At 40.0% G+C, this 21,891-nt stretch carries 24 protein-coding genes; 5 read left to right on the forward strand and 19 right to left on the reverse strand.

The window, feature by feature from the left end; genetic code table 11:
* Nucleotides 1-176 precede the first annotated feature (176 nt).
* Nucleotides 177-1,445 (forward strand): transcription termination factor Rho, encoded by a 1,269-nt coding sequence (gene rho / locus B4237_RS03340; RefSeq protein ID WP_004881796.1) that lies wholly within the window; start codon nt 177-179, stop codon nt 1,443-1,445.
* A gap of 388 nt (nt 1,446-1,833) precedes the next feature.
* Nucleotides 1,834-2,085, forward strand: a complete 252-nt coding sequence (locus B4237_RS03345) for a hypothetical protein (protein WP_004881793.1) — start codon at nt 1,834-1,836, stop codon at nt 2,083-2,085.
* A gap of 91 nt (nt 2,086-2,176) precedes the next feature.
* Here the strand turns inward: B4237_RS03345 and B4237_RS03350 are convergent, their stop codons facing one another.
* Genes B4237_RS03350 through pheS form a run of 3 tightly spaced genes read right to left on the reverse strand, consistent with a single transcriptional unit; the run spans nt 2,177 to nt 5,865 of the window.
* Nucleotides 2,177-2,473: an integration host factor subunit alpha gene (locus B4237_RS03350; protein WP_004664224.1), complete on the reverse strand. Its 297-nt coding sequence runs from the start codon at nt 2,471-2,473 to the stop codon at nt 2,177-2,179.
* Entirely contained in the window at nt 2,470-4,851 is a 2,382-nt protein-coding gene (gene pheT / locus B4237_RS03355) for a phenylalanine--tRNA ligase subunit beta (RefSeq protein WP_286941364.1), read from the reverse strand. Before pheT ends, B4237_RS03350 begins: the two co-directional genes overlap by 4 nt.
* A gap of 33 nt (nt 4,852-4,884) precedes the next feature.
* Entirely contained in the window at nt 4,885-5,865 is a 981-nt protein-coding gene (gene pheS, locus B4237_RS03360; protein WP_007479552.1) for a phenylalanine--tRNA ligase subunit alpha, read from the reverse strand.
* Nucleotides 5,866-6,095: 230 nt separating this feature from the next.
* On the opposite strand from pheS, the gene B4237_RS03365 reads away from it, so the two are divergent.
* The gene (locus B4237_RS03365) at nt 6,096-7,094 is read left to right on the forward strand and encodes a hypothetical protein (RefSeq protein WP_286941366.1); all 999 of its coding nucleotides are present in this window, start codon (nt 6,096-6,098) and stop codon (nt 7,092-7,094) included.
* A gap of 22 nt (nt 7,095-7,116) precedes the next feature.
* Here the strand turns inward: B4237_RS03365 and B4237_RS03370 are convergent, their stop codons facing one another.
* The 4 genes from B4237_RS03370 to rpmI form a co-directional block, all read right to left on the reverse strand.
* Nucleotides 7,117-7,620 carry a GNAT family N-acetyltransferase gene (locus B4237_RS03370; protein WP_286941367.1) on the reverse strand — a complete coding sequence of 168 codons (504 nt, stop codon included), beginning with the start codon at nt 7,618-7,620 and terminating at the stop codon, nt 7,117-7,119.
* Nucleotides 7,621-7,686: 66 nt separating this feature from the next.
* Complete coding sequence (locus tag B4237_RS03375) at nt 7,687-8,241, reverse strand: NADAR family protein (protein WP_286941368.1); 555 nt, start codon at nt 8,239-8,241, stop codon at nt 7,687-7,689.
* Nucleotides 8,242-8,332: 91 nt separating this feature from the next.
* On the reverse strand, nt 8,333-8,692 hold the full coding sequence (gene rplT, locus B4237_RS03380; RefSeq protein ID WP_286941370.1) for a 50S ribosomal protein L20: 360 nt from the start codon (nt 8,690-8,692) through the stop codon (nt 8,333-8,335).
* Nucleotides 8,693-8,703: 11 nt separating this feature from the next.
* Nucleotides 8,704-8,898 (reverse strand): 50S ribosomal protein L35, encoded by a 195-nt coding sequence (gene rpmI, locus B4237_RS03385; protein WP_004637967.1) that lies wholly within the window; start codon nt 8,896-8,898, stop codon nt 8,704-8,706.
* Nucleotides 8,899-9,134: 236 nt separating this feature from the next.
* Here rpmI and B4237_RS03390 point away from each other — a divergent pair, with 236 nt between their 5' ends.
* Entirely contained in the window at nt 9,135-10,388 is a 1,254-nt protein-coding gene (locus B4237_RS03390; protein ID WP_004881787.1) for an MFS transporter, read from the forward strand.
* Between the two features lie 39 nt (nt 10,389-10,427).
* Here B4237_RS03390 and B4237_RS03395 read toward each other — a convergent pair whose 3' ends face one another.
* From B4237_RS03395 to thrS, 5 genes are all read right to left on the reverse strand, one after another.
* Nucleotides 10,428-10,853, reverse strand: coding sequence for a YqaA family protein (locus tag B4237_RS03395; protein WP_286941372.1), 426 nt, complete (start codon nt 10,851-10,853; stop codon nt 10,428-10,430).
* A gap of 26 nt (nt 10,854-10,879) precedes the next feature.
* On the reverse strand, nt 10,880-11,497 hold the full coding sequence (locus B4237_RS03400) for a glutathione S-transferase N-terminal domain-containing protein (protein WP_286941373.1): 618 nt from the start codon (nt 11,495-11,497) through the stop codon (nt 10,880-10,882).
* Nucleotides 11,498-11,621: 124 nt separating this feature from the next.
* A complete protein-coding gene (locus tag B4237_RS03405) occupies nt 11,622-11,942 on the reverse strand; it encodes a DUF7709 family protein (protein ID WP_286941375.1) in 321 nt (106 codons plus the stop codon).
* A 134-nt stretch (nt 11,943-12,076) separates the two neighbouring features.
* Nucleotides 12,077-12,628 carry a translation initiation factor IF-3 gene (gene infC, locus B4237_RS03410; RefSeq protein ID WP_079281829.1) on the reverse strand — a complete coding sequence of 184 codons (552 nt, stop codon included), beginning with the start codon at nt 12,626-12,628 and terminating at the stop codon, nt 12,077-12,079.
* A 5-nt stretch (nt 12,629-12,633) separates the two neighbouring features.
* Entirely contained in the window at nt 12,634-14,556 is a 1,923-nt protein-coding gene (gene thrS / locus B4237_RS03415) for a threonine--tRNA ligase (protein WP_136458367.1), read from the reverse strand.
* A 250-nt stretch (nt 14,557-14,806) separates the two neighbouring features.
* Between thrS and B4237_RS03420 the strand changes: the two genes are divergently transcribed.
* Nucleotides 14,807-16,450, forward strand: a complete 1,644-nt coding sequence (locus B4237_RS03420) for an acyl-CoA synthetase (protein ID WP_286941378.1) — start codon at nt 14,807-14,809, stop codon at nt 16,448-16,450.
* A 39-nt stretch (nt 16,451-16,489) separates the two neighbouring features.
* Here B4237_RS03420 and yjgA read toward each other — a convergent pair whose 3' ends face one another.
* Genes yjgA through pcnB form a run of 7 tightly spaced genes read right to left on the reverse strand, consistent with a single transcriptional unit; the run spans nt 16,490 to nt 21,805 of the window.
* Nucleotides 16,490-17,026 carry a ribosome biogenesis factor YjgA gene (gene yjgA, locus B4237_RS03425; RefSeq protein WP_004881780.1) on the reverse strand — a complete coding sequence of 179 codons (537 nt, stop codon included), beginning with the start codon at nt 17,024-17,026 and terminating at the stop codon, nt 16,490-16,492.
* A 3-nt stretch (nt 17,027-17,029) separates the two neighbouring features.
* Nucleotides 17,030-17,299: an HPr family phosphocarrier protein gene (locus B4237_RS03430; RefSeq protein ID WP_004881777.1), complete on the reverse strand. Its 270-nt coding sequence runs from the start codon at nt 17,297-17,299 to the stop codon at nt 17,030-17,032.
* Complete coding sequence (rapZ, locus tag B4237_RS03435; RefSeq protein WP_019385177.1) at nt 17,296-18,147, reverse strand: RNase adapter RapZ; 852 nt, start codon at nt 18,145-18,147, stop codon at nt 17,296-17,298. The genes B4237_RS03430 and rapZ overlap by 4 nt, the downstream gene beginning before the upstream one ends.
* Before the next feature lie 20 nt (nt 18,148-18,167).
* Complete coding sequence (gene panC / locus B4237_RS03440; RefSeq protein ID WP_061523609.1) at nt 18,168-19,013, reverse strand: pantoate--beta-alanine ligase; 846 nt, start codon at nt 19,011-19,013, stop codon at nt 18,168-18,170.
* Nucleotides 19,014-19,016: 3 nt separating this feature from the next.
* Nucleotides 19,017-19,826 (reverse strand): 3-methyl-2-oxobutanoate hydroxymethyltransferase, encoded by an 810-nt coding sequence (gene panB, locus B4237_RS03445; protein WP_061392077.1) that lies wholly within the window; start codon nt 19,824-19,826, stop codon nt 19,017-19,019.
* Nucleotides 19,827-19,865: 39 nt separating this feature from the next.
* Nucleotides 19,866-20,354, reverse strand: a complete 489-nt coding sequence (gene folK, locus B4237_RS03450) for a 2-amino-4-hydroxy-6-hydroxymethyldihydropteridine diphosphokinase (protein ID WP_023013681.1) — start codon at nt 20,352-20,354, stop codon at nt 19,866-19,868.
* Nucleotides 20,351-21,805, reverse strand: coding sequence for a polynucleotide adenylyltransferase PcnB (gene pcnB, locus B4237_RS03455; protein ID WP_286941385.1), 1,455 nt, complete (start codon nt 21,803-21,805; stop codon nt 20,351-20,353). Before pcnB ends, folK begins: the two co-directional genes overlap by 4 nt.
* Nucleotides 21,806-21,891: the final 86 nt, after the last annotated feature.

Below are 21,891 nucleotides of genomic sequence, written 5' to 3' on the forward strand. Positions count from 1 at the left end.
AACATAAGATCGCCGCTCGGCAATAACAATTGTTTTCACATTTCTCTCTGAAACAATGAACCAGACTACTGAATTGTGGTTGTGTAAATACAATTACATCAGCATGTATGTATGCGGTCGATTTTTACTCTTTCCCTAACATAGTCCTCCACTTATTCCATTCTGTCTGACCACTTATGAACTTAACTGAACTCAAGAAAAAACCCATTGGCGAACTCATTAAAATTGCGGAGTTTATGGGCCTTGAAGGCATGGCGCGTAACCGTAAACAAGATATTATTTTTGCTATTTTAAAACGCCATGCAATGAATGGCGAAGAAATTTTTGGTGATGGCGTTCTAGAAATCCTTTCTGATGGTTTTGGTTTCTTACGCTCTGCGGCTGGTTCATATTTAGCAGGCCCTGATGACATTTATGTCAGCCCATCACAAATTCGCCGCTTTAATTTACGTACTGGTGATACCATTACAGGTACTATTCGCCCACCAAAAGAAGGCGAACGTTATTTTGCTTTATTAAAAGTAAACCAAATTAACTACGATACACCTGAAAACTCACGTAATAAAATTCTATTTGAAAACCTTACGCCATTATTCCCAACCGAACAATTGGTTATGGAACTCGGTAACGGTACAACAGAAGATTTAACCTCCCGTGTCGTCGACTTGATCGCACCAATCGGTAAAGGTCAACGTTCTATTATTGTTGCACCACCGAAAGCGGGTAAAACAATGTTGCTGCAAACAATTGCTCAATCAATTGTGCGTAATAACCCAGAAGTCTTCTTAATTGTACTTTTAATTGACGAACGTCCTGAAGAAGTGACTGAAATGGAGCGTACCGTTCGCGGCGAAGTGGTTGCATCAACATTTGATGAAGCACCTGCTCGTCATGTTCAAGTTGCCGAAATGGTCATCGAAAAAGCGAAACGCCTAGTTGAACATAAAAAAGATGTTGTGATTCTACTCGACTCAATTACCCGTTTAGCACGTGCATACAATACTGTGATCCCATCATCAGGCAAGGTGCTTACAGGTGGTGTGGATGCTCATGCTTTGGAACGTCCAAAACGTTTCTTCGGTGCTGCACGTAATATTGAAGAAGGTGGTTCACTCACAATTATTTCTACTGCTCTTATTGAAACGGGCAGTAAGATGGATGACGTGATCTACGAAGAATTCAAAGGTACAGGTAACCAAGAGATTACACTTGATCGTCGTATTGCTGAAAAACGTGTATTCCCAGCAATGAATATCAAGAAATCTGGTACTCGCCGTGAAGAACGCCTTATGGGCGAAGAAAATCTACGTAAGGTTTGGATTTTACGTAAGTTACTACATCCAATGGATGAGCTTGCAGCGATGGAATTCTTATTAGATCGCATGAAAGAAACCAAAACCAATGATGATTTCTTTGATCAAATGAAACGAAAAGCATCAACCTAAATCATTATTTAAAAAGCTACCTTAATGGTAGCTTTTTTTATTTGGTTGACAGGATTACATAATATTTACATTTTGATTTAAATTCTCACAAAAACATCAATCCTTTGTTTTATATATTATTTTTTAAGAAAAATCAGAAAGATACAGCCTAAAACCGATATTAAATAAAATAATTATAGTTATTTTCTATCAAAAAAAAGCCAAATTCTGTCCATTTTTGTCGTTTTGTTGGACAGAACAGTAGTAATTCATGATTTGCTTTGATACGATAGCTCCAGACCAGTTAGGCTGCTCCCTGCGTTGTTACCTAAAGCGTTTAGGAATAATAAAAGCACAAACAGACTAGCTCAGGTTTTTTTTAATCTCACAATTTTATGAGAGTGATGCCATGTTATTCAAAAAATTTGCTGTTGTTGCTGCTATTGCTACTACTTTAGCTTTCGTTGGTTGCTCTAAGAAAGAAGAAGCTCCAGCTGCTGACGCTAACGCTGCTGCTTCTGAAGCTGTAGCTGCTGCTTCTGAAGCTACTGATGCTGTTGAAGCTGCTGCTTCTGACGTTGCTGCTGCTGCTTCTGACGTTGCTGAAGCTGCTTCTGACGTTGCTGCTTCTGAAGCTGCTCCAGCGTCTGCTGCTCAATAATCTATTTATAGATTATAAAAAAGAGAACCTTTCGGTTCTCTTTTTTTATGCTCAGAATTTGTATTATTTAAACAGAAATAAAAAAAGCAGATCAATCGATCTGCTCATTTCCAACGCGCTGTCTAAATTTTTGACCCGCTCTGAATGTCACCACACGACGGGCTGAAATTGGAATCTCCTCACCAGTCTTAGGATTACGTCCAGGACGTTCGCGTTTATCACGTAATTCAAAATTGCCAAACCCTGATAGTTTGACTTGTTCGCCAGCAATTAATGCTTGGCTGATCTCATCAAAAAATAACTCGACCATTTGTTTTGCTTCACGGCGATTTAAGCTAGTAAGCTCACTCAAATGGTCCGCCATCTCTGCTTTTGTTAATGCTGTCATGAGGCCCTCAATGTCGCTTGGTAAGTGTTTTCCAACACTTGAATAATGTTATCCATACCAGATTTAATTTCAGCATCTTCAAGCGTACGAGTTGGATGTTGCCATAACAATGCAAATGCCAAAGAGCGTTTACCTTGTTCAACCCCTTGCCCCGTATACACATCAAACAACCATGTTGAGTCTAATAACTCTCCACCAGTTTGCTTAATTAACCGCTGAATATCTCTTACCTCAATCTTATCAGAGATTAAAAGCGCAATATCACGTCTAACCGATGGAAAACGTGATAATTCTGTAAAATTAGATACATAAGATTGCAAAACGGCCTGCTGATCAAGCTCTGCAACCCAAGTAATGCCCAAATCAAGTGCATTTTCTAAAGATGGGTGTAATCGCCCTAAATAGCCAATTGACTTTCCATCAAGCAAAATTTCAGCAGATTGTCCTGGATGTAACCAAGCTCGCTCACTACGTGCGTACTCAACGTTGATACGACCCGCTGCCAAAATTTCTTCAATCTCACCTTTAAAATCGAAGAAATCCATTGCTTGTGGCTTTGCATGCCATGACTCAGGCACTAAAGAACCAACTGCAATTAGTGCTAAAGTTGGGATTTGCTTGAGATCATGAATATCTTTTGCATCTTGATAATCAAAACGCAAACCCAACTCAAAGAAACGCACACGTTGCTGTTGACGGTTTAAGTTGTATTGTACACAAGGAATTAAACTTGATAACAAAGTACTACGCATTGCCGCCAAATCACTTGAAATTGGATTAGCAAGCATCAAAGGCTGTACATTTGGATTAAGTTGTTTTTCAAGTTTAGCGTCAGCAAAACTAAAACTAATTGCCTCTTGATAACCCAATGTTGCAACAGTTTGACGTAACTGAGCCGTTTCAAAACGATCTTGGTACGTCTCTAATTTCACGTCAATTTTTGGCAAACTGATCTGTATATTATCGTAACCATCAATACGAGCAACTTCTTCGATGAGGTCTTGATAGATTGCCATATCATAACGATGTGATGGTGGTACAACACTCCACTCACCTTGCGCAATCGTTTCAACCACACAACCCAAACGAGTCAGTGCATCAGCAATAAAATCACCCGCAACTTGATAGCCAAGCAATTGATCAACTTGTGCTTGTTGCAGCTTAATCGCTTCACGTTTTGGTAATAAATCTGTTTGTTCCGCCACTGTAATTGGTGCAAATTCACCACCAGCGAAGGCTTGAATAAGTTCAGATGCACGATGCATCGCGATCATAGGTAATTCAAAATCAACACCACGTTCATAACGCTGTGATGAATCAGTATGCAAGCCGAAACGACGTGCACGACCAGCAATTGCTAATGGCGCAAAGAAAGCACTTTCAAGAAAAATATCTTGCGTATCATCAGTGACCGACGAAGCTAATCCCCCCATAATCCCTGCGATTGCCAAAGCTTTCTGATCATCGGCAATGACCATGATGTCATCTTGCAATTCAACGTCTTGATCATTCAACAATGTTAATTTTTCTTGCGGCTGCGCTTGGCGAACGTGTATCGAACCTTCGATTTTAGTCAAGTCAAAGGCATGCATCGGTTGACCTAGTTCAAGTAAGACATAGTTAGTGATATCAACCAAAATACTATGGCTACGGATCCCTGAACGCGTTAACGCTTGTTCCATCCACTCAGGAGTAGCTGCTTTAACATTTACATTTTTAATGATACGACCTAAATAACGAGGTGTGCCTTCTGTGCTAATCGTTACGGTTTTTTCATCGCTAATAGTTGCTGCAATTGATTGAATTTGAGGTTCATTCACTTGTAATTGGTTAATGACAGCAATTTCACGCGCAATACCACGAATACTAAAACAGTCACCACGGTTTGGCGTGATACTGATATCAATCACATTGTCATCAAGTTTCAAATATTCACGAATATTCACGCCCACTGGTGCATCAGCAGGTAATTCCAACAAACCATCAATTTTATCTTCTAAATCAATTTCAGAAGCACCGCAAAGCATCCCTTGTGATTCCACACCACGCAGTTTGCCTTTTTTAATTTTAAAATCACCCGGTAACACGGCACCAATTGTTGCAACAGGCGCTTTCATACCAACATGAACATTTGGAGCACCACATACAATTTGTAGCGGCTCACCCGAACCAATATTTACTGTTGTTACACGTAAACGATCAGCATCTGGATGTTGTTCAACCGTGAGAACTTCACCAATCACCACACCTGTGAATGGCTTCGCAACTGGTGCTAATTCATCCACCTCCAAACCAAGCATAGTCAACTGATCAGAAAGTATTTCGCTATCAATCGCTGGATTAACCCAAGTGCGTAACCAATTTTCACTAATTTTCATCTGTATAAACCTTATTTAATCCTGAAAAAACTGTTAGGCAAACTGGCGTAAGAAACGCACATCGTTTTGATAGAACATACGTAAATCATTGATGCCATAACGCAACATCGCAAAACGCTCTACCCCTAAACCAAAAGCAAAACCTTTGTATTTATCAGGATCAATCCCTGCAGCACGAAGTACATTTGGGTGCACCATGCCACAACCTAAAACTTCTAACCAACGGCCACGCTCATCCATGATATCCACTTCTGCACTTGGCTCAGTAAATGGGAAATAAGATGGACGGAAACGTACTTTTAAATCTTTTTCAAAGAACTCATTGAGTAGGTTAATCAATAAGCCTTTCAACTCAGCAAAACTGGTATTTTCAGCAACATACAACCCTTCGATCTGATGGAACATTGGCGAATGGGTTTGGTCAGAGTCACAACGATACACACGACCCGGACACACAATACGAATTGGTGGCTGACTCGTTTCCATGGTCCGAATTTGTACGCCTGATGTATGTGTACGAAGCAAATGTTTGGCATCAAAATAGAAAGTATCGTGCATTGCACGTGCTGGATGATGCCCTGGAATATTTAAGGCTTCGAAATTATGGTAGTCATCTTCGACTTCTGGACCGTGTGCAACTTGGAAACCAGCTTTAGTAAAGAATTGGCAAATACGTTCTTGTACTTGCGTCACAGGATGAATACTTCCCATACGCTGACCGCGACCAGGCAAAGTAATATCAATCGTTTCACTTGCTAATTTTTTTGCAAGCTCGGCTTGTTGTAATGTCTGTTGACGCTCAGTCAATGCTGCATTAATTGCTTCACGAACAGCGTGAATCGCAGCGCCTTGTACTTTACGCTCTTCAGGATCCATTTTTCCAAGTGCTTTCGACTGTTCTGCAAGCTGGCTTTTTTTCCCTGTAAATTGCACACGAGCTTGATCGAGTGCAGCAAGGTCTTGAGCCGCTGCAATGGCAGCAAGCGCTTCAGTGGTCAGGGCTTCCAGTGACATAGTAACTCTCAAAGCAACAAAATTTAAAAATATAATAAAACGCTATAGTTTATCAGCTTTTTACCTGTTTTATGAAGCTAAACCGTGGTTAAAATTGGAGCCTTAATAAGTTTTACTTTATGGATGAAACAATAATAATATGAAATAGATACAGTTATTTGTCGTTAACGCTAGCCAATAATTTAATAAAATGTATAAGATAACGATATCGTCAATGAGAAATGACCAAGATGGCACTTGATCAAATTTGGAAGCAACAGCTCACACTTGTCACATATGGTAATGAGTTTCTATCTAGAGACCTCAATTTCAGCCGTTGGATTGAACATCCAATCTTCGAGCAACATAGTTTCAATTTTCGTGACTTGATATCGCAACATTTACTGGCACAACATTTCCAAATTTGGCTTGAAGGCCTAAAAAAACAAGGTGTGAAGAAGTTAAGTCTACATTTATCGAACTTGCTAAATGATGAACAAAACCCAAATGCCAATGTTGAACTATTCCCTTTTGCTCACTTTATCGTAAGCCACCAAGCCAATAAAAAGACAGCTTGGATCTGTGGGCATGAACTCGCAGAATGGTATAACAGTGATAATGATTTTGAAGCGCCAACTTCTCAAAGAAACCCTTTAAGACAAGAAACTTTTTGGGGCTATACCCTAAATGATAAACTTGCAAAAAAAGTTGATATTGATCTACAAAAGCTAAATTGGAATGATGTAACAAGGTACTTGGAGCGAGAACTCTTTGACAGCAAATACGCTCAATACTTCTCAGAACCAGCACAACAAGACTTCCCATTTTATGGTTATGAAGTTGACCATAGCAGTATTTCAAGTCATCAACTTGCAATTATTCCAACAGATTATCCAGCTGATTGCGCCCATCGCTTGCTACATCGTTGCGAAGCATTGACCGAGTATTTAGAACAACAAAGACAACATCCTTATAATGAAGCTGGTGAACTGATCAGCCCTGAAGAACAAATTAGTTTACGTAATTTTTCCCAAAAGACGGATGATTTATTTTCTAAACTGATTGTAAAAATAGCGAACCATTATCAAACTGCCGAGCTGACCGCTGAGCCAGAGATCATTGATAGAACGATGGAAACATCACAACATTTCAATCAGGCGCAACATCATAAAGTCAGCACGTCTAGTGTGATTAAACTCATTGTTATCACAGTTATTATCTGTATCGCTGCTTATTATTTTGGACTATAAAATCCATCATTTTTATACAGTATTAGAGTTCCCACTGATAAAGTAACTCTGTTATGCCCTCGCCGAACTCTGGCAGTTCGGCTTCACCTATTAACTTAGCGCCCATTTTTTCATAGAAGAAGCGACTTGGATTTTTATTAAACACTTCTAGTCGAATGAAAGCATAACTTTGACTGAGCGCGTGGCTATAAAACTGTTTAAACATTTGACGACCAATACCCTGATTTTGAGTTCTTGCAAACAAATAGAAAGCTCGAATTTCAGCAACATCATTATTAGGATTTAAATAACCATCCAAAAAACCAAGTACTTGATCATTTTCCACATAAACCAACAATTGATGCTCGACACTTATATAAATTTCTCGCCATAACAAGAGTTTTTCTTGAACATCAAGTTGATCCAATATCTCCTGTTTAATGATATTTGTATATGTCTCCTTCCAGCATGCAATATGCACTGCGGCAATTTGAGGCAAATCATTTGAAGTGGCTAAGCGTATTTCACCATTATTCAACTGCAGCAATACGATTTCCTCGATATCAATACTTTTGAACCGATTGAGTCAGTCCACAATACTCTTTTGAAGTTTCTAATCTATGAGTTGTTCTCGAACACGCATTAAAGCGAAACCTAATAGATTTAAACCTAACCATTGAGACGGATCCTGAATATGTTCATGTTCCTGAGCCATTCCTATACCCCAAATCTTATCAACTGGCGATGCTTCAACTAAAACGCAATCCTGTGTATTTACCAAAAAATCCCTTAGCGCTGAATTTTGAGAAAATTTAGCAAGGTTTGCTTGTACAACAATATCAAAACGCTTTTCTTTCCAGATCTGATCATCATAATGCTGCACTTTTCGTCCCAGTTGTTTAGCCTCATTTGGATGTTTAACTTGCAAAATTTGTGCAAAAACCAGTTCATCATTAAATAATTTTGCTTTTTGCGCCATCATATAATGCTCAGCCGTGAGATATTCAATGCCATCCAATTTAAATGTTGATGGATACCACTGGCTCAAACAACTTTTATCAACAAGATCAGCTTGTTTGGGTGTATGTCCCCAAAAATATAAATATTTAAACTTTTGTCCTTGTTGGATGTAATGAATTAAATCATTTAAGAAACGGTCATCTTTCATTGTTGATCTCAAATTATTATCTATTATTAAAAATTAAATACTTTAAAATAAAAAAGACCGCTAAAAGCGGCCTTCTTTTGAATCTCTAAGCTTATGCAGCTAATGCGCATTTAGCTTTTTCAGCTAAAGCAGCAAATGCTACTGCATCATGCATAGCGATGTCAGCTAATACGCGACGGTCGATGATCACTTGAGCTTTTTTCAAGCCATCGATCATACGGCTGTATGACAAACCGTTTTGACGAGCACCAGCATTGATACGCGCAATCCATAAAGCACGGAATTGACGTTTCTTTTGACGGCGGTCACGGTAAGCATATTGACCAGCTTTGATTACCGCTTGGAACGCTACGCGGTAAACGCGTGAACGAGCACCATAGTAACCTTTAGCGCGAGCAAGAATTTTTTTGTGACGGCGATGAGCCTGTACACCACGTTTTACACGAGCCATTTATAATCTCCTTAGATGTATGGGCACATAGCACGAACTGATGCAACGTCACTTACGTGAACCATTACACAACCGCGCAATTGACGGATACGCTTAGCAGATTTTTTGGTCAAAATGTGGCGCTTGAATGCTTGTTTGCGCTTGAAACCGTTTGCAGTCGCTTTAAAGCGTTTAGCTGCACCACGGCGAGTTTTTAACTTAGCCATAGTAACCTCTTTTGAGCACCTGTTCGGCACGTTTGCACTATTACAAATCGACCTGCAGGTAAGGAAGGCAGTATCATATAGCATCTATGAATAAAACAAAAGTAAAATGCTCATTTTTTGACAACAAAGCATTTATTTTTGCCAAACGTTATTTCCCATAACTAATTCTCAAAATATGAGAAAACTATAAAAAATAACCCCCTATAATATGTGAAAAATATTGAATCCTCACAAATATGTCTATACAGAATGATGCATTCGCGGCATTACGTTATCGCGATTTTTCGATTGTTACCCTCAATCAATTTTGCCTCACACTGGCTATTTTGATTCAAGAAATTATCGTTGCATACTCTCTCTATCAGATTACGCGAGACCCGTTAACGCTCGGTTTTATTGGTCTAGCTGAAGCTATTCCTTTTATCGCACTTTCATTATGGGGCGGTTATTTCGCAGATAAGCTAAATAAACAAACAATTATGAAAATCTGTTTGTTCTTTGCGATTCCACTCCCCTTGATTCTCTGGAGTTTATTCCATTTACATGGTTTAGAGAAAATAGGCATAACCGCGCTATCTTGGGGAATTTACGCTGTTATTTTTGCACTCGGAACAATTCGAGGGTTCTACAATCCTTCAGCAACATCTTTAAAACCATTTTTAATTCCCCGTGAACTCTATGCCAATGGTGCAACATGGACCACGATTGGTTGGCAGAGTGGTGTGATCATCGGCCCCATGCTCGGTGGTTTCATGTTGGCATTCATGGGAAGAGAAACAAGCTTATTTGCTGTTACTGCGTTACTCGCAACTTGCTTTGTCTTAATTACGCGATTACAAAAACGCAGTTTTCCAAAAATGGAAACTGAAAATGTCTTACAAAGCCTCACTGATGGATTCCGTTTTATTTGGAAAACTAAAATTGTTTTATGGGCCATTTCTTTAGATCTGATTTCAGTTCTATTTGGTGGTGTGATTGCACTACTGCCTATTTTCGCCGAAGAAATCTTAAAAGTCGGCCCCGAAGGCTTAGGTTATCTACGTGCCGCCCCTTCAATTGGCGCACTGATCACCATGATCGTGCTTACCAAATTTCCACCGATGCATCACGCATGGCGTAATATGCTTTTAGCCGTTGCTGGTTTTGGTATTTTTACGATCTTATTTGCATTCTCAAATAACATGTGGCTATCACTTTTTGCACTTGCTATGACTGGTGCGTGTGATAGTGTTTCTGTTGTTGTTCGTCAAACTGTTTTACAGATTTTCCCTCCGGAGAATATGCGAGGTCGTGTTGCTGCGGTCAATGGCATGTTCGTTTCATCAAGCAATGAACTCGGTGCTTTTGAGTCTGGTTTAGCAGCTAAATATATGGGAACCATTACTGCAACCATTTTTGGTGGTTGCATGACACTGGCAGTTGTAACCTATTGTTGGTTTAAAACCAGTGATCTGTTTAAAGTGGATATCACCAAAGGGTCTGATCATTAATCAAACAACAAAGGGACGGTTTAAAACCTTCCTTTTAATCTAAAAAATACCTAAATACAGCGCATACAAAGTTAAATATCGCCCACCTTTGGCAATCGTGACGATCAATAAGAATCGCCAAAAATTTTCTTTCATTAAGCCTGCGATTAAGGTAATCGGATCTCCGATTACTGGTGTCCAACTTAATAGCAATGAATAAAAACCATATTTATGATAAATCTGCTGTGCTTGTAATAATCGCTGTTCTGAAACAGGAAACCAGTTTTTATCTTTAAAATGTTCTATTTTCAGACCTAGCCACCAGTTCACACATGAACCAAGCACATTACCTAAAGTAGCGACGATAAGCAGATAAATAGGATTTGCCAAACCTTTTACAAGCAGAGTCATCAAAACTGCTTCTGACTGTAATGGTAATAAAGTTGCAGCCCCAAAAGCCGATATAAATAACAACCAATAACTCATGAGGCGTACATAAACATAATAGAAAGTTAAACTTGAATCGACAAAGCTTTTTGAATTGCAGGACGTGCTGTTAAACGCTCAATATAATCTTGGACATAAGGATAATCCTCAAGCTGAATTCCCTGCCACTCATAACGCAGTGCCCAAGGTAGGATTGCCATATCTGCAATTGAATATTCACCAGCAACAAACTTCTGACCAATTAACTGTTTATTTAACACAGCATACAAGCGCTTAGTCTCATTCACATAGCGCTCTATTGCATAAGGAATATGTTCTTTAGCAAACTTATTAAAGTGATGATTCTGCCCTAGCATTGGACCAAATCCACCCATCTGCCACATCAACCACTGCTCAACTTCAACACGCTCTTGTTCATTAGTTGGATAAAATAAACCAGTTTTTCGACCTAAATATTGTAGGATCGCACCCGATTCAAAGACGGAGATCGGCTCTCCACGAGGGCCATTTTGATCTACAATCGCTGGAATTTTATTGTTTGGAGAGATTTTTAGAAAATCAGGTTGGAACTGATCATTTTCTAAAATATTGATGGGGAAAATTTTATATTCGAGTCCCATTTCTTCTAAAGCAATTGTTATTTTATGCCCATTGGGAGTGCCCCAATAATATAAGTCAATCATTTATGTTGCCCTATTCATCTTTATTTTGACTGTTGTTGCGTTATAGCACACTTCACTTATCACGATCAGTAAACAAGCACGAAAAGAAACAATAAAAATGTTCTTAAAGAGCATGTTATGCAAATTACACTTGGCTTTCCAAAAATGCTTTTGCTTTTTCTCCAACAAACCTACGCCCGAGATTATCGCCTTGAATCCATTCATCAACAGAAAACAATTCAAACATCCCAACTTTGAATAGCGTTGGGATTGCGAGTATGAGTTCATCCTCAACTTCACCACGAACACCAGTGTTATACAAATTGATATTGTGCAACATTGTTGCGACTGTACCCGTTTGCACACGACTACCATCTTTAAGTTTTACTTGAGGTAAAATCTCACCATCTTGCACAACTTTTTGATTAATTTCGGAGAGTTCAGTTGACCCTGTTATTACTGTCATTTATTTCTCCTTTCTAAAATAGTGTAATTATCAACTAATATTATCATATTTAGATTTGCTTTATTTTCTTTACTCACAAGACTTGCGAACATAAAAAAGCACCGCAATAGCGGTGCTTTTTTATTAAGAAAAAATTATTTTTTCTTTTTCGGACCAAGTAACATGCCCATTTGACGACCTTCCATCTTTGGTGCTTGTTCAACAACACCAAACTCAGCAACGTCAGCCTCAATTTTCTGTAATTGAGCCAAACCAAGCTGCTGATGCGCCATTTCACGACCACGGAAACGCAAGGTAATTTTCACCTTATTTCCTTCTTCAAGGAAACGTAAAATTGCACGCAATTTTACTTGGTAATCACCTACATCCGTTGCAGGACGTAATTTGATTTCTTTCACTTGCACTTGATGCTGTTTTTTCTTCGCATCTTTTTGCTTTTGTTTCAAGTCAAATAAGTGCTTGTTGTAGTCCATGATTTTACAAACAGGCGGTTCTGCATTAGCAACAATCTCAACAAGGTCAAGATTTGCCTCTTCAGCAGCACGTAATGCTTCATTTAATGAAACGACACCTTTTTGTTCTCCATCTGCAGCAACGAGGCGTACTTCTTTTGCACGGATCTCGTCGTTAATTGCAGGACGGTTACTTTTAGCACCTTGTTGTTGGTTACGGTCAGGCTGTTTAATCTTTATTACTCCACAATGTACCGGCCGCGTTCGGCAACGGCAGATTTCACTAGGTCAATAAATGCATCTACTGACATAGTACCTAAATTTTTTCCTGAGCGAGTACGCACATTGACTGTACCTTCTTCAACTTCTCGGTCACCAAGAACTAGAAGGTATGGAATACGCTCTAGAGTACGCTCACGAATCTTAAATCCGATTTTTTCATTTCTCAAGTCAGAAATAGCACGTAGACCATTTTCTTTGAGTTTTGCGACCACTTGCTCGCTTGCTTCAGCTTGTGAATCGGTAATGTTCATTACACAAGCTTGGATTGGTGCAAGCCAAGGTGGCATGAAGCCCGCATAGTGTTCAATTAGTATACCAATAAAACGCTCAAAACTGCCAAGAATTGCACGATGCAACATGACTGGTTGATCACGATCATTGTCTTCAGTGACATAAGAAGCATCTAAACGGATTGGCAAGTTGAAGTCACATTGGATCGTACCGCACTGCCATACACGGCCTAAGCAGTCTTTCAATGAGAATTCAATCTTCGGTCCATAGAATGCACCTTCACCTGGTTGTAAGTCCCAAGCTAAGCCAGCATCATCTAAAGCATCTGCCAAAGATTTTTCAGCTAAGTCCCAAAGTGCATCGTCACCTACACGTTTTTCTGGACGTGTAGAAAGTTTCATTTGCACTTCTTCAAAACCAAAATCTTTATAAACATCTAAAGTCAGTTTAATGAAGTCAGCAACTTCTTTACCAATTTGTTCTTTAGTACAGAAAATGTGTGCATCATCTTGTGTAAAGCCACGAACACGCATAATACCGTGTAAAGAACCTGATGGTTCGTTACGGTGACATGAACCAAACTCCGCTAAGCGAATTGGTAAATCACGGTATGATTTCAAACCTTGGTTGAAGACTTGCACGTGACAAGGACAGTTCATTGGCTTCACTGCATAGTTACGACTTTCTGAATGTGTCGTAAACATATTCTCAGCATAGTTTGCCGCATGTCCTGATTTTTCCCACAAAGTAAAATCAACAATTTGTGGTGTCTTAATTTCTTGATAACCATTGTCTTGTTGAACTTTACGCATGTATTGTTCAAGTACTTGGTAAATCGTCCAACCATTCGCATGCCAGAACACCATACCCGGTGCTTCTTCTTGCATATGGAATAAGTCTAATGCTTTACCAATTTTACGGTGGTCACGCTTTTCAGCTTCTTCGATACGTTTGATATATGCTGCAAGCTGTTTCTTATCAGCCCAAGCAGTACCATAAATACGTTGTAACTGTTCATTCTTTGCATCACCACGCCAGTAAGCGCCAGAGATTTTTGTGAGCTTGAATGACTTTAAGAATTTAGTATTGGGTACGTGCGGACCACGGCACATATCCAAATAATCTTGATGGTAGTACAAGCCCATTTGAGTTTCCTCTGGCATGTCTGCAATCAAGCGTAGTTTGTATTCTTCTCCGCGCGCAGTAAATTCAGCAACCACTTCATCGCGAGGTGTCATCTTTTTAATGACATCATAATCTTGATCGATGAGCTTTTTCATACGCTCTTCAATCGCTGCCATATCATCCAAAGTAAATGGACGAGGCATCCAGATGTCGTAATAGAAACCTTCTTCGATCACAGGACCGATCACCATTTTCGCTTCTGGGAACAACTGCTTAACTGCATGTCCTACCAAGTGCGCACAAGAGTGACGAATGATTTCTAAACCTTCTTCATCTTTAGGGGTAATAATCTGAACTGTTGCGTCTTCTGTGATCAAATCACAAGCATCCACCAAGCGATCATTGATACGACCTGCAACGGTATTTTTTGCAAGACCCGGACCAATGCTTTGAGCAAGTTCCATCACGGAAATCGGTTGATCAAACTGTTTTTGATCACCATTTGGTAAAGTAATGATTGGCATAATAGAATCCTTAAGGAGTGATGCCCCGCACAATGGAGCATATCACCGCGAGATTATGTATTGAGGAGAACCTCAAAAGATAAAAAACGGCGGATAAAAAAGTATCCAAGATTTTACACAGGTTTAGCTGAGGATGAAACCTCTGAATCAGAAAAACCCATATACAAGACTAAAGCCTAAATGATTTAGACTAAACGACACACTATGTTTATATAGATATAAAAGACAAAAACAGAAATGGAGTTAACACATGGTTAGTGCATATGATGAGTTACCGCGGACACCCGCGAATTTTGTTGCCTTATCCCCATTACGTTATTTAGAACGTGCTGCTTATATTTACCCTAATCAAGCAGCGATCATTCATGGTCAACGACATATCACATGGCAACAAACCTATCAGCGCTGCCGTCAATTTGCACATCAACTCTCTAATCTTGGCATAAAAAAGAACGATACGGTTTCGGTATTGCTCCCAAATGTACCTGCGATGATTGAATCACACTTTGCAGTACCGATGAGTGGTGCTGTTTTAAATACACTCAATACTCGCCTAGATGCGAAAACGATTGCCTTCATGCTGCAACATGCGGAAACAAAAGTCCTTCTAGTCGATCCTGAGTTCAGAGCAATCGCAGAAGAAGCACTAACACTTGTCACGCGACAAATTATTGTGATTGATGTATTTGATCAAGAGTATGAAGGCGAACAGATTGCACTTGGACAATATGAGTATGAATCATGGTTAGCAGAAGGCAATCCAGAGTTTGATTGGTTATTACCTCAAGATGAATGGGATGCGATTAGCCTCAACTATACCTCAGGTACTACGGGCAACCCTAAAGGCGTGGTTTATCATCATCGTGGCGCTTATCTAAATGCAGCAAGTAATATCTTGGCCTGTGGCATGAAGCCTCGCGCAGTTTACCTTTGGACACTACCATTATTTCATTGCAATGGCTGGTGCTTTGCATGGTCAATTGCAGCCAGTGGTGGAACCAACATTTGTTTGCGTCGTGTAGACCCTGCACTCATTTTCAAATATATCGCTGAACATAAAGTCGATTATTTCTGTGGTGCGCCGATTGTTTTATCGATGCTAATCAATGCCCCGCAAGAACAAAAAATTGCTTTTGAACATCATGTTGAAGTCATGGTCGCTGGGGCTACCCCACCCGTAGCAATCATTGAAGGTATGCGAAATATTGGCATTAACGTCAATCATGTTTATGGGCTAACTGAAACCTATGGCCCTTCTGCACTTTGCGCATCACAAGCTGGATGGAGTGATTTATCTATTCAAGAACAAGCGCAACTACATTCTCGCCAAGGTGTCCCTTATCCATTGCAAGACAGTATGCGCGTTCTCGATCCTGAGACTATGCAGCCAGTTCCAAATGATGGTGAAACCATGGGTGAAATTATGTTCCGTGGCAACATCGTGATGAAAGGTTATTTAAAAAACCCTCAAGCAACAGAAGATGCTTTTAAAGGTGGTTGGTTCCACACAGGTGATTTAGCCGTTTGCCACCCTGATGGTTATGCCAAAATCACAGATCGCTCTAAAGATATTATTATCTCAGGCGGCGAAAACATTTCATCATTAGAAGTTGAAGATGTACTGTATCGCCATCCAGCAGTTCTTACAGCAGCAGTTGTTGCAAAACCTGATGAACGCTGGCAAGAAGTGCCATGTGCATTTATTGAGTTAAAACAAGGTGCTTCTGCATCATCTGAGGAAATTATTGCACACTGCCAAAAAGAGCTTGCACGATTTAAAGTCCCAAAAGATGTTGTGATTACAGAGATTCCAAAAACATCGACAGGAAAATTGCAAAAATTTATTTTAAGAGAATGGGCAAAACAAAGAGCGACAGGCGAGTTTGGTCATTGATAGACAAAAAAAGAAGTTTCCTCGGAAACTTCTTTTTATTTAACCTTGATCAGAAAGTAATGCCACTTGCTGTACATAGTTCACAAATTTGAGCTTCGAAGCTGCAAGCTCTTCCTCACTCACTTCTTTTTTCATATCTCGATGAATACGCAATACATGCTGGCGTAAAGTATGGCGTTCAGAAGCATTAAACACTTTACTAAATTCATTAATTACAGGATCGCCTTGTTCGATCATGCGATCAACCCAACGCATCAATTGCATTTGCTTTTTTGCGCCTTGTTGCGGCGTTAGATAAGATAAAATCGTGCTTTCATCTTCATTACGCAATAGCTTGCCAACACGTTGAAACTGACGACGACGTGCTTCAAATGAACTGATTCTCTGCACTTCTAATAGTGCATCAATTAAACGCTCATCGACAGGAAGCTTTTGAATTTGCTTTGGATTAAGTTGAGCCAATTGCTCACCCAAAGCTGCCATGCGCTGTACTGCTTTTTTTTGCTCAGTTCTGCTCGCACGTCCTTCTAACGATTCAAAATCTTCATCGGTATAACGTTGTGTGCCACGTGCCACTATTTACTCTGCCTCATAAAATTTTGCTGCGAACAGCGTTTGAATTTCTTCCAGTGCTTTATCTTCATCTGCACCGTCAATGACTAAACGAAGCGTTGTGCCCTTACCAGCACCTAACATCAACAAAGACATAATATTTTTTGCATCAACTAATTTATCGCCCTTACCAATTTGAATAGAAGAACGAAATTTGCTTGTCACCTCGATGAGTTTACCAGACGCACGAGCATGTAAGCCGAGTTTGTTAATTACATCAATTGTTGTGTCTATCATGACCAGTGCTTCATTTCTCTATGTAAGATTTGGACAGACCATTTTGCCTCAAGGGCCTGTTTGAGTCTATCCACAATATAAACCGAACGATGCTGACCACCTGTGCAACCGACAGAAATAGTCATGTAATGCCGATGTCCTTCTGCAAAAGCAGGTAACCATTTTTCCAAGAAAGCATAAATGTCCTCAAACATCTCATTGGTTTGTTGACTGCTTTCTAAAAACTGGCGTACAGGCTCATCTAAACCCGAAAAGCGGCGTAATTCTAAATCCCAATGTGGATTTGGTAAATGGCGTACATCAAAAACATAGTCCGCATCTAACGGAATGCCATGCTTATAGCCGAATGATTGTAAAATGACAATCAAATTATCAGACTGCCCAAGTTTAGACAGCAAGATATGTTTTAAATCATGGACACTTTTATCTGTTGTATCAATATGTACTGTGGAGCGAAATTGTATCGGAATTAAAAGCTGTTTTTCTTCCTGTATACATTGCAACAAGCTATTGAAACGACTCGCTAAGGGATGAGGTCTTCGTGATGCACTAAAACGTGCAATCAAGTCCTGATCCTGAGTAGTCAAATAGATAATATCGACTGAACCATGTTTTTTTAATTGCTCAAAAACTAGATCAAACTCTTGCATATCTGCACGGGTACTTCGAATATCGACCCCAAGTGCGAGTTGCTCAAGATTATTTTCATGATCCAGCTTTGCCACAATTTCAGGCAGCAACGCCAAAGGTAAGTTATCTATACAATAATAGCCCAAATCTTCAAGCACTTGTAACGCAGAGGATTTACCAGAGCCAGATTGTCCTGTCACGATAAGAATACGCTTCATGGCGTTTTGCCCTTTGTTTTTTATGTTTTAAAGTCAACTTCTAAATTATCAATTAAACGCGTTGAACCTAATTTAGCTGCAACAAATAAAACCAAATTTCGGTCAAATTGTTCTACAGGTTGCAAATTAGGCTGACGCGCCTCCACATAATCCACAACAAAACCAGCTTGTGTCAATTGAGCAGAGATATTTGCTAACACTTCAGAAAGGGCTTTCCCCTCTTGCAATGATTGCTCTGCTTGCTTTAACAAACGGTAAATCGTTGGTGCAATTTCTCGTTGTTCAGCAGACAAATATCCATTGCGTGAACTGAGTGCTAAACCATCTTCAGCGCGTACAATTGGGACACCAATGACTTCAAGCGGAATATTTAAATCTTGTACGAACTGACGAATAACAGCAAGTTGCTGATAATCTTTCTGTCCAAAGAAGGCATAGTCAGGCTGTACAATATTAAATAATTTCGTCACCACCACAGCAACACCATCAAAATGCCCTGGACGAGACTTACCGCATAAATCATCAGTGATTTGACCCACACTGATATTGGTCAAACGTGGCTGTGAACCGTACATTTGCTCAACTGAAGGTGCAAAGATAATATCGCAACCCACATCAGCTAATAAACGGCTATCTTGCTCTAACGTTCGTGGATAGCTATCAAAGTCTTCACCAGCACCAAACTGAATTGGATTCACAAAAATACTCACCACGACGATGTCGCAGATCTTTTTCGCTGCACGCACTAAGGTTAAATGACCTTCATGCAAGTTACCCATCGTTGGCACAAAACCGATCATTTTTTTGGTATTACGTGCAGGTGCAAGCGAAGCAGTTAAGCCTTGTATCGTTGTTTCTGTTTTCATGAATTAAAGCTCAACTTGGAAAGTATGTTCTTTTGCTGGAAAAGACTGATCTTGCACCGCAACGTGATACGCTTTAATTGCATCTACAATTGCCGTTTCACCCGCTTGTTCTTTCATGAAATTACGAACAAAACGTGCAACTTTACCAAAGGTAAGACCTAACATATCTTGGACAACGAGAACTTGACCATCTGTTTCATGACCCGCACCAATTCCAATTACAGGTGTATTCGGGAATAACTCTGCAATTTCTTTACCTAATTGTGCTGGAACACATTCAAGCAAAAGTACTGCTGCACCCGCATCTACAACTGCTTGGCAATCAGCAATCAATTGATTTGCTGCTTCGCGAGTTCTCGCTTGAAGTTTATAACCACCAAATACATGTACAGATTGCGGTGTTAAACCTAAATGCACACACACAGGAATGCCATTGCGGGTAAGGACTTGAATAAGATCACTTAACCAAGCACCACCTTCAATTTTTACCATTTGTGCGCCGACTTGCATGACGGCTTTAGCACTTTTTAAGCCATCTTCAATAGTTGCATAACTCATGAAAGGTAAATCGGTCATGATTAAAGCATGAGCATTACCACGGCGAACTGCCGCAGTATGGTAAGCCATATCTTCTACCGTTACAGGAAGCGTCGAATCTCTTCCTTGGATCGCCATTCCTAGAGAGTCACCGATTAAAATCGTATCAATTTCAGCCAATTCCATAGCTTTAGCCATACTTGCATCGTAACAAGTGAGGCATGAGAACTTGCGTCCTTCGGCTTTAAACTTTCTTAAGTCACTTAGACTAATCATGATGATGTCCTCTACAGGCGTTTCCAGAACGAAACAGTCTTAAGCTGTTGCCCAAGACTGGTCTGCTATTACAGTCAAGTTTGCTTGCTGTACCAGTTCTAAATCTTTTAAAGAATGACCATTTAACTGTAAATGAGCATCTAAATCTAATAAGGGAATAATGACAAAGTCACGATCTAAAATACCAATATGCGGCACGGTAAGACGTTCATTTTGGATCTGCTCTTGACCATAGATCAATAAATCAAGATCTAAGGTTCTTTCGCCCCAACGTCGTAAACGAACACGACCAGCGTCTTGCTCAAACTGCTGTAACTGATCTAACAATGGTAAAGGCTCAAGCATCGTATCTAATCGCACAACTGCATTTAAGTAATGTGGTTGATCTTGTGGCCCCATTGGTGGACTTTGATACAGTCTAGACACCTGAACAGAACCCAATGTTGCCAATTTCTCAACTGCTTCTCGGAGAATTTGCTCAGAATCACCCAAGTTACTACCAAGACCGATATAACTACGAACCGTCATTGTGTTGGCCCAAAAATAACTTGGCTCAAATCACGTTGTACACGTTTCCGTTTCAATATTGGATGATCAGCATTTATTTGCCCTGAATCAGCTGTTGCTTTTTCAATAAAACGGTTTGCTGATTCATCTACACGCACACGCTCTTTTTTCGCGCGACGACTTCTTGGCTCAGGTACATTGACCAAGGGTTCGATTTCAGTCGTTTTAGGCTCATCAGCTTCGATAACTTTGCGACGATTCTTACTACGCTGACGATTATATTGACGAATAGCAGCTTCTTTTTGATCCATGGTCATTTCTTGGTAGTTTTCCCACCAAATGCCCATTCCTTCAGTGCTGTTATCGCCAGATTTCTCACGCAATAGAAGAAAGTCAAATCCTGCACGGAAACGTGCATGCCCAGCGAGTGCTTCAATTTGCTGAGGTTTTGGATTGAGTAAGCGAGTTTGCATTTCCCAAACTTCACGAATAAAAGTTTCAGCGAACCGTGGAATGATGGTCCGCGTTGCTTGACGCTTTAATACATCCAGTCCAGCTTGCGCACGCGCTTCAGCGGGCACAACACCTTTGTTGAGATAAAAATCACAACGCTCTAAGAAAGGCTTCCACAATAACACTGCATAAAAGAATGCAGGGTTAATGGTTTTACCGACTTGAATACGTTGATCTGTATTTCTTGCAGCTCGATCGATAAATGCTGTGATCTCAGGACGAATTTCTGCAAATAATTGCTTCCAAACACCAAACTCAATCAACATTGGTAGCACACGACTGAGATGCCCCATCGTGAATAACTTTTGAGATTCATCATATAAACGATGAGGAGAGACATCACGCAATAACTGCGTCATTTCAATATCAAAAACATCGAGAATAGATGGATCAATATCGAAGTTGAGTTTCGCAGCAAAACGTAAAGCACGTAACATTCGCACAGGATCTTCTTCAAAACGCTGTGCTGGCTCGCCTAGAAAACGTAATGTGCGTGTTTTAATATCATCAACCGCATGACAGAAATCAAGCACCACACCTTTACGAGGTTGGTAATACAAAGTATTGATTGAAAAATCTCGACGAGCAAAATCCTGCTCTATCGTTCCCCAGTTATTATCACGCAGAATCATACCAGATGCGCTAGTGACTGCTTTTTTAGGGGGGGCACGGAAAGTTGCAACTTCAATTAACTCTCGACCAGAGTAAACATGAGCTAACTCGAAACGTCGTCCGATAATACGACAACGTCGACCAAAAACCTCTTTGACTTGAGCTGGAGTTGCATTAGTTACAGCATCAAAATCCTTAGGATTTAAACCTAACATCATATCGCGAACACCACCGCCCACAATATATGCCTCATAGCCAGCTTTAGTCAGGCTATCAATTACATCTAGAATAGAGGATGGAAGTTGAGTTGTGGACAAACCACATTTTGACGCGCGCAAAGTTTGCAAAAGACACTGTCTCCTACGTCAGGACGTAAATAACAATTTGTCGCTAATCATAGCTCTAACGCTCACAAAGGGCAATTTATTCTGTT

The organism is Acinetobacter sp. UBA6526, from assembly GCF_002434875.1.
Lineage (GTDB): Bacteria > Pseudomonadota > Gammaproteobacteria > Pseudomonadales > Moraxellaceae > Acinetobacter > Acinetobacter venetianus.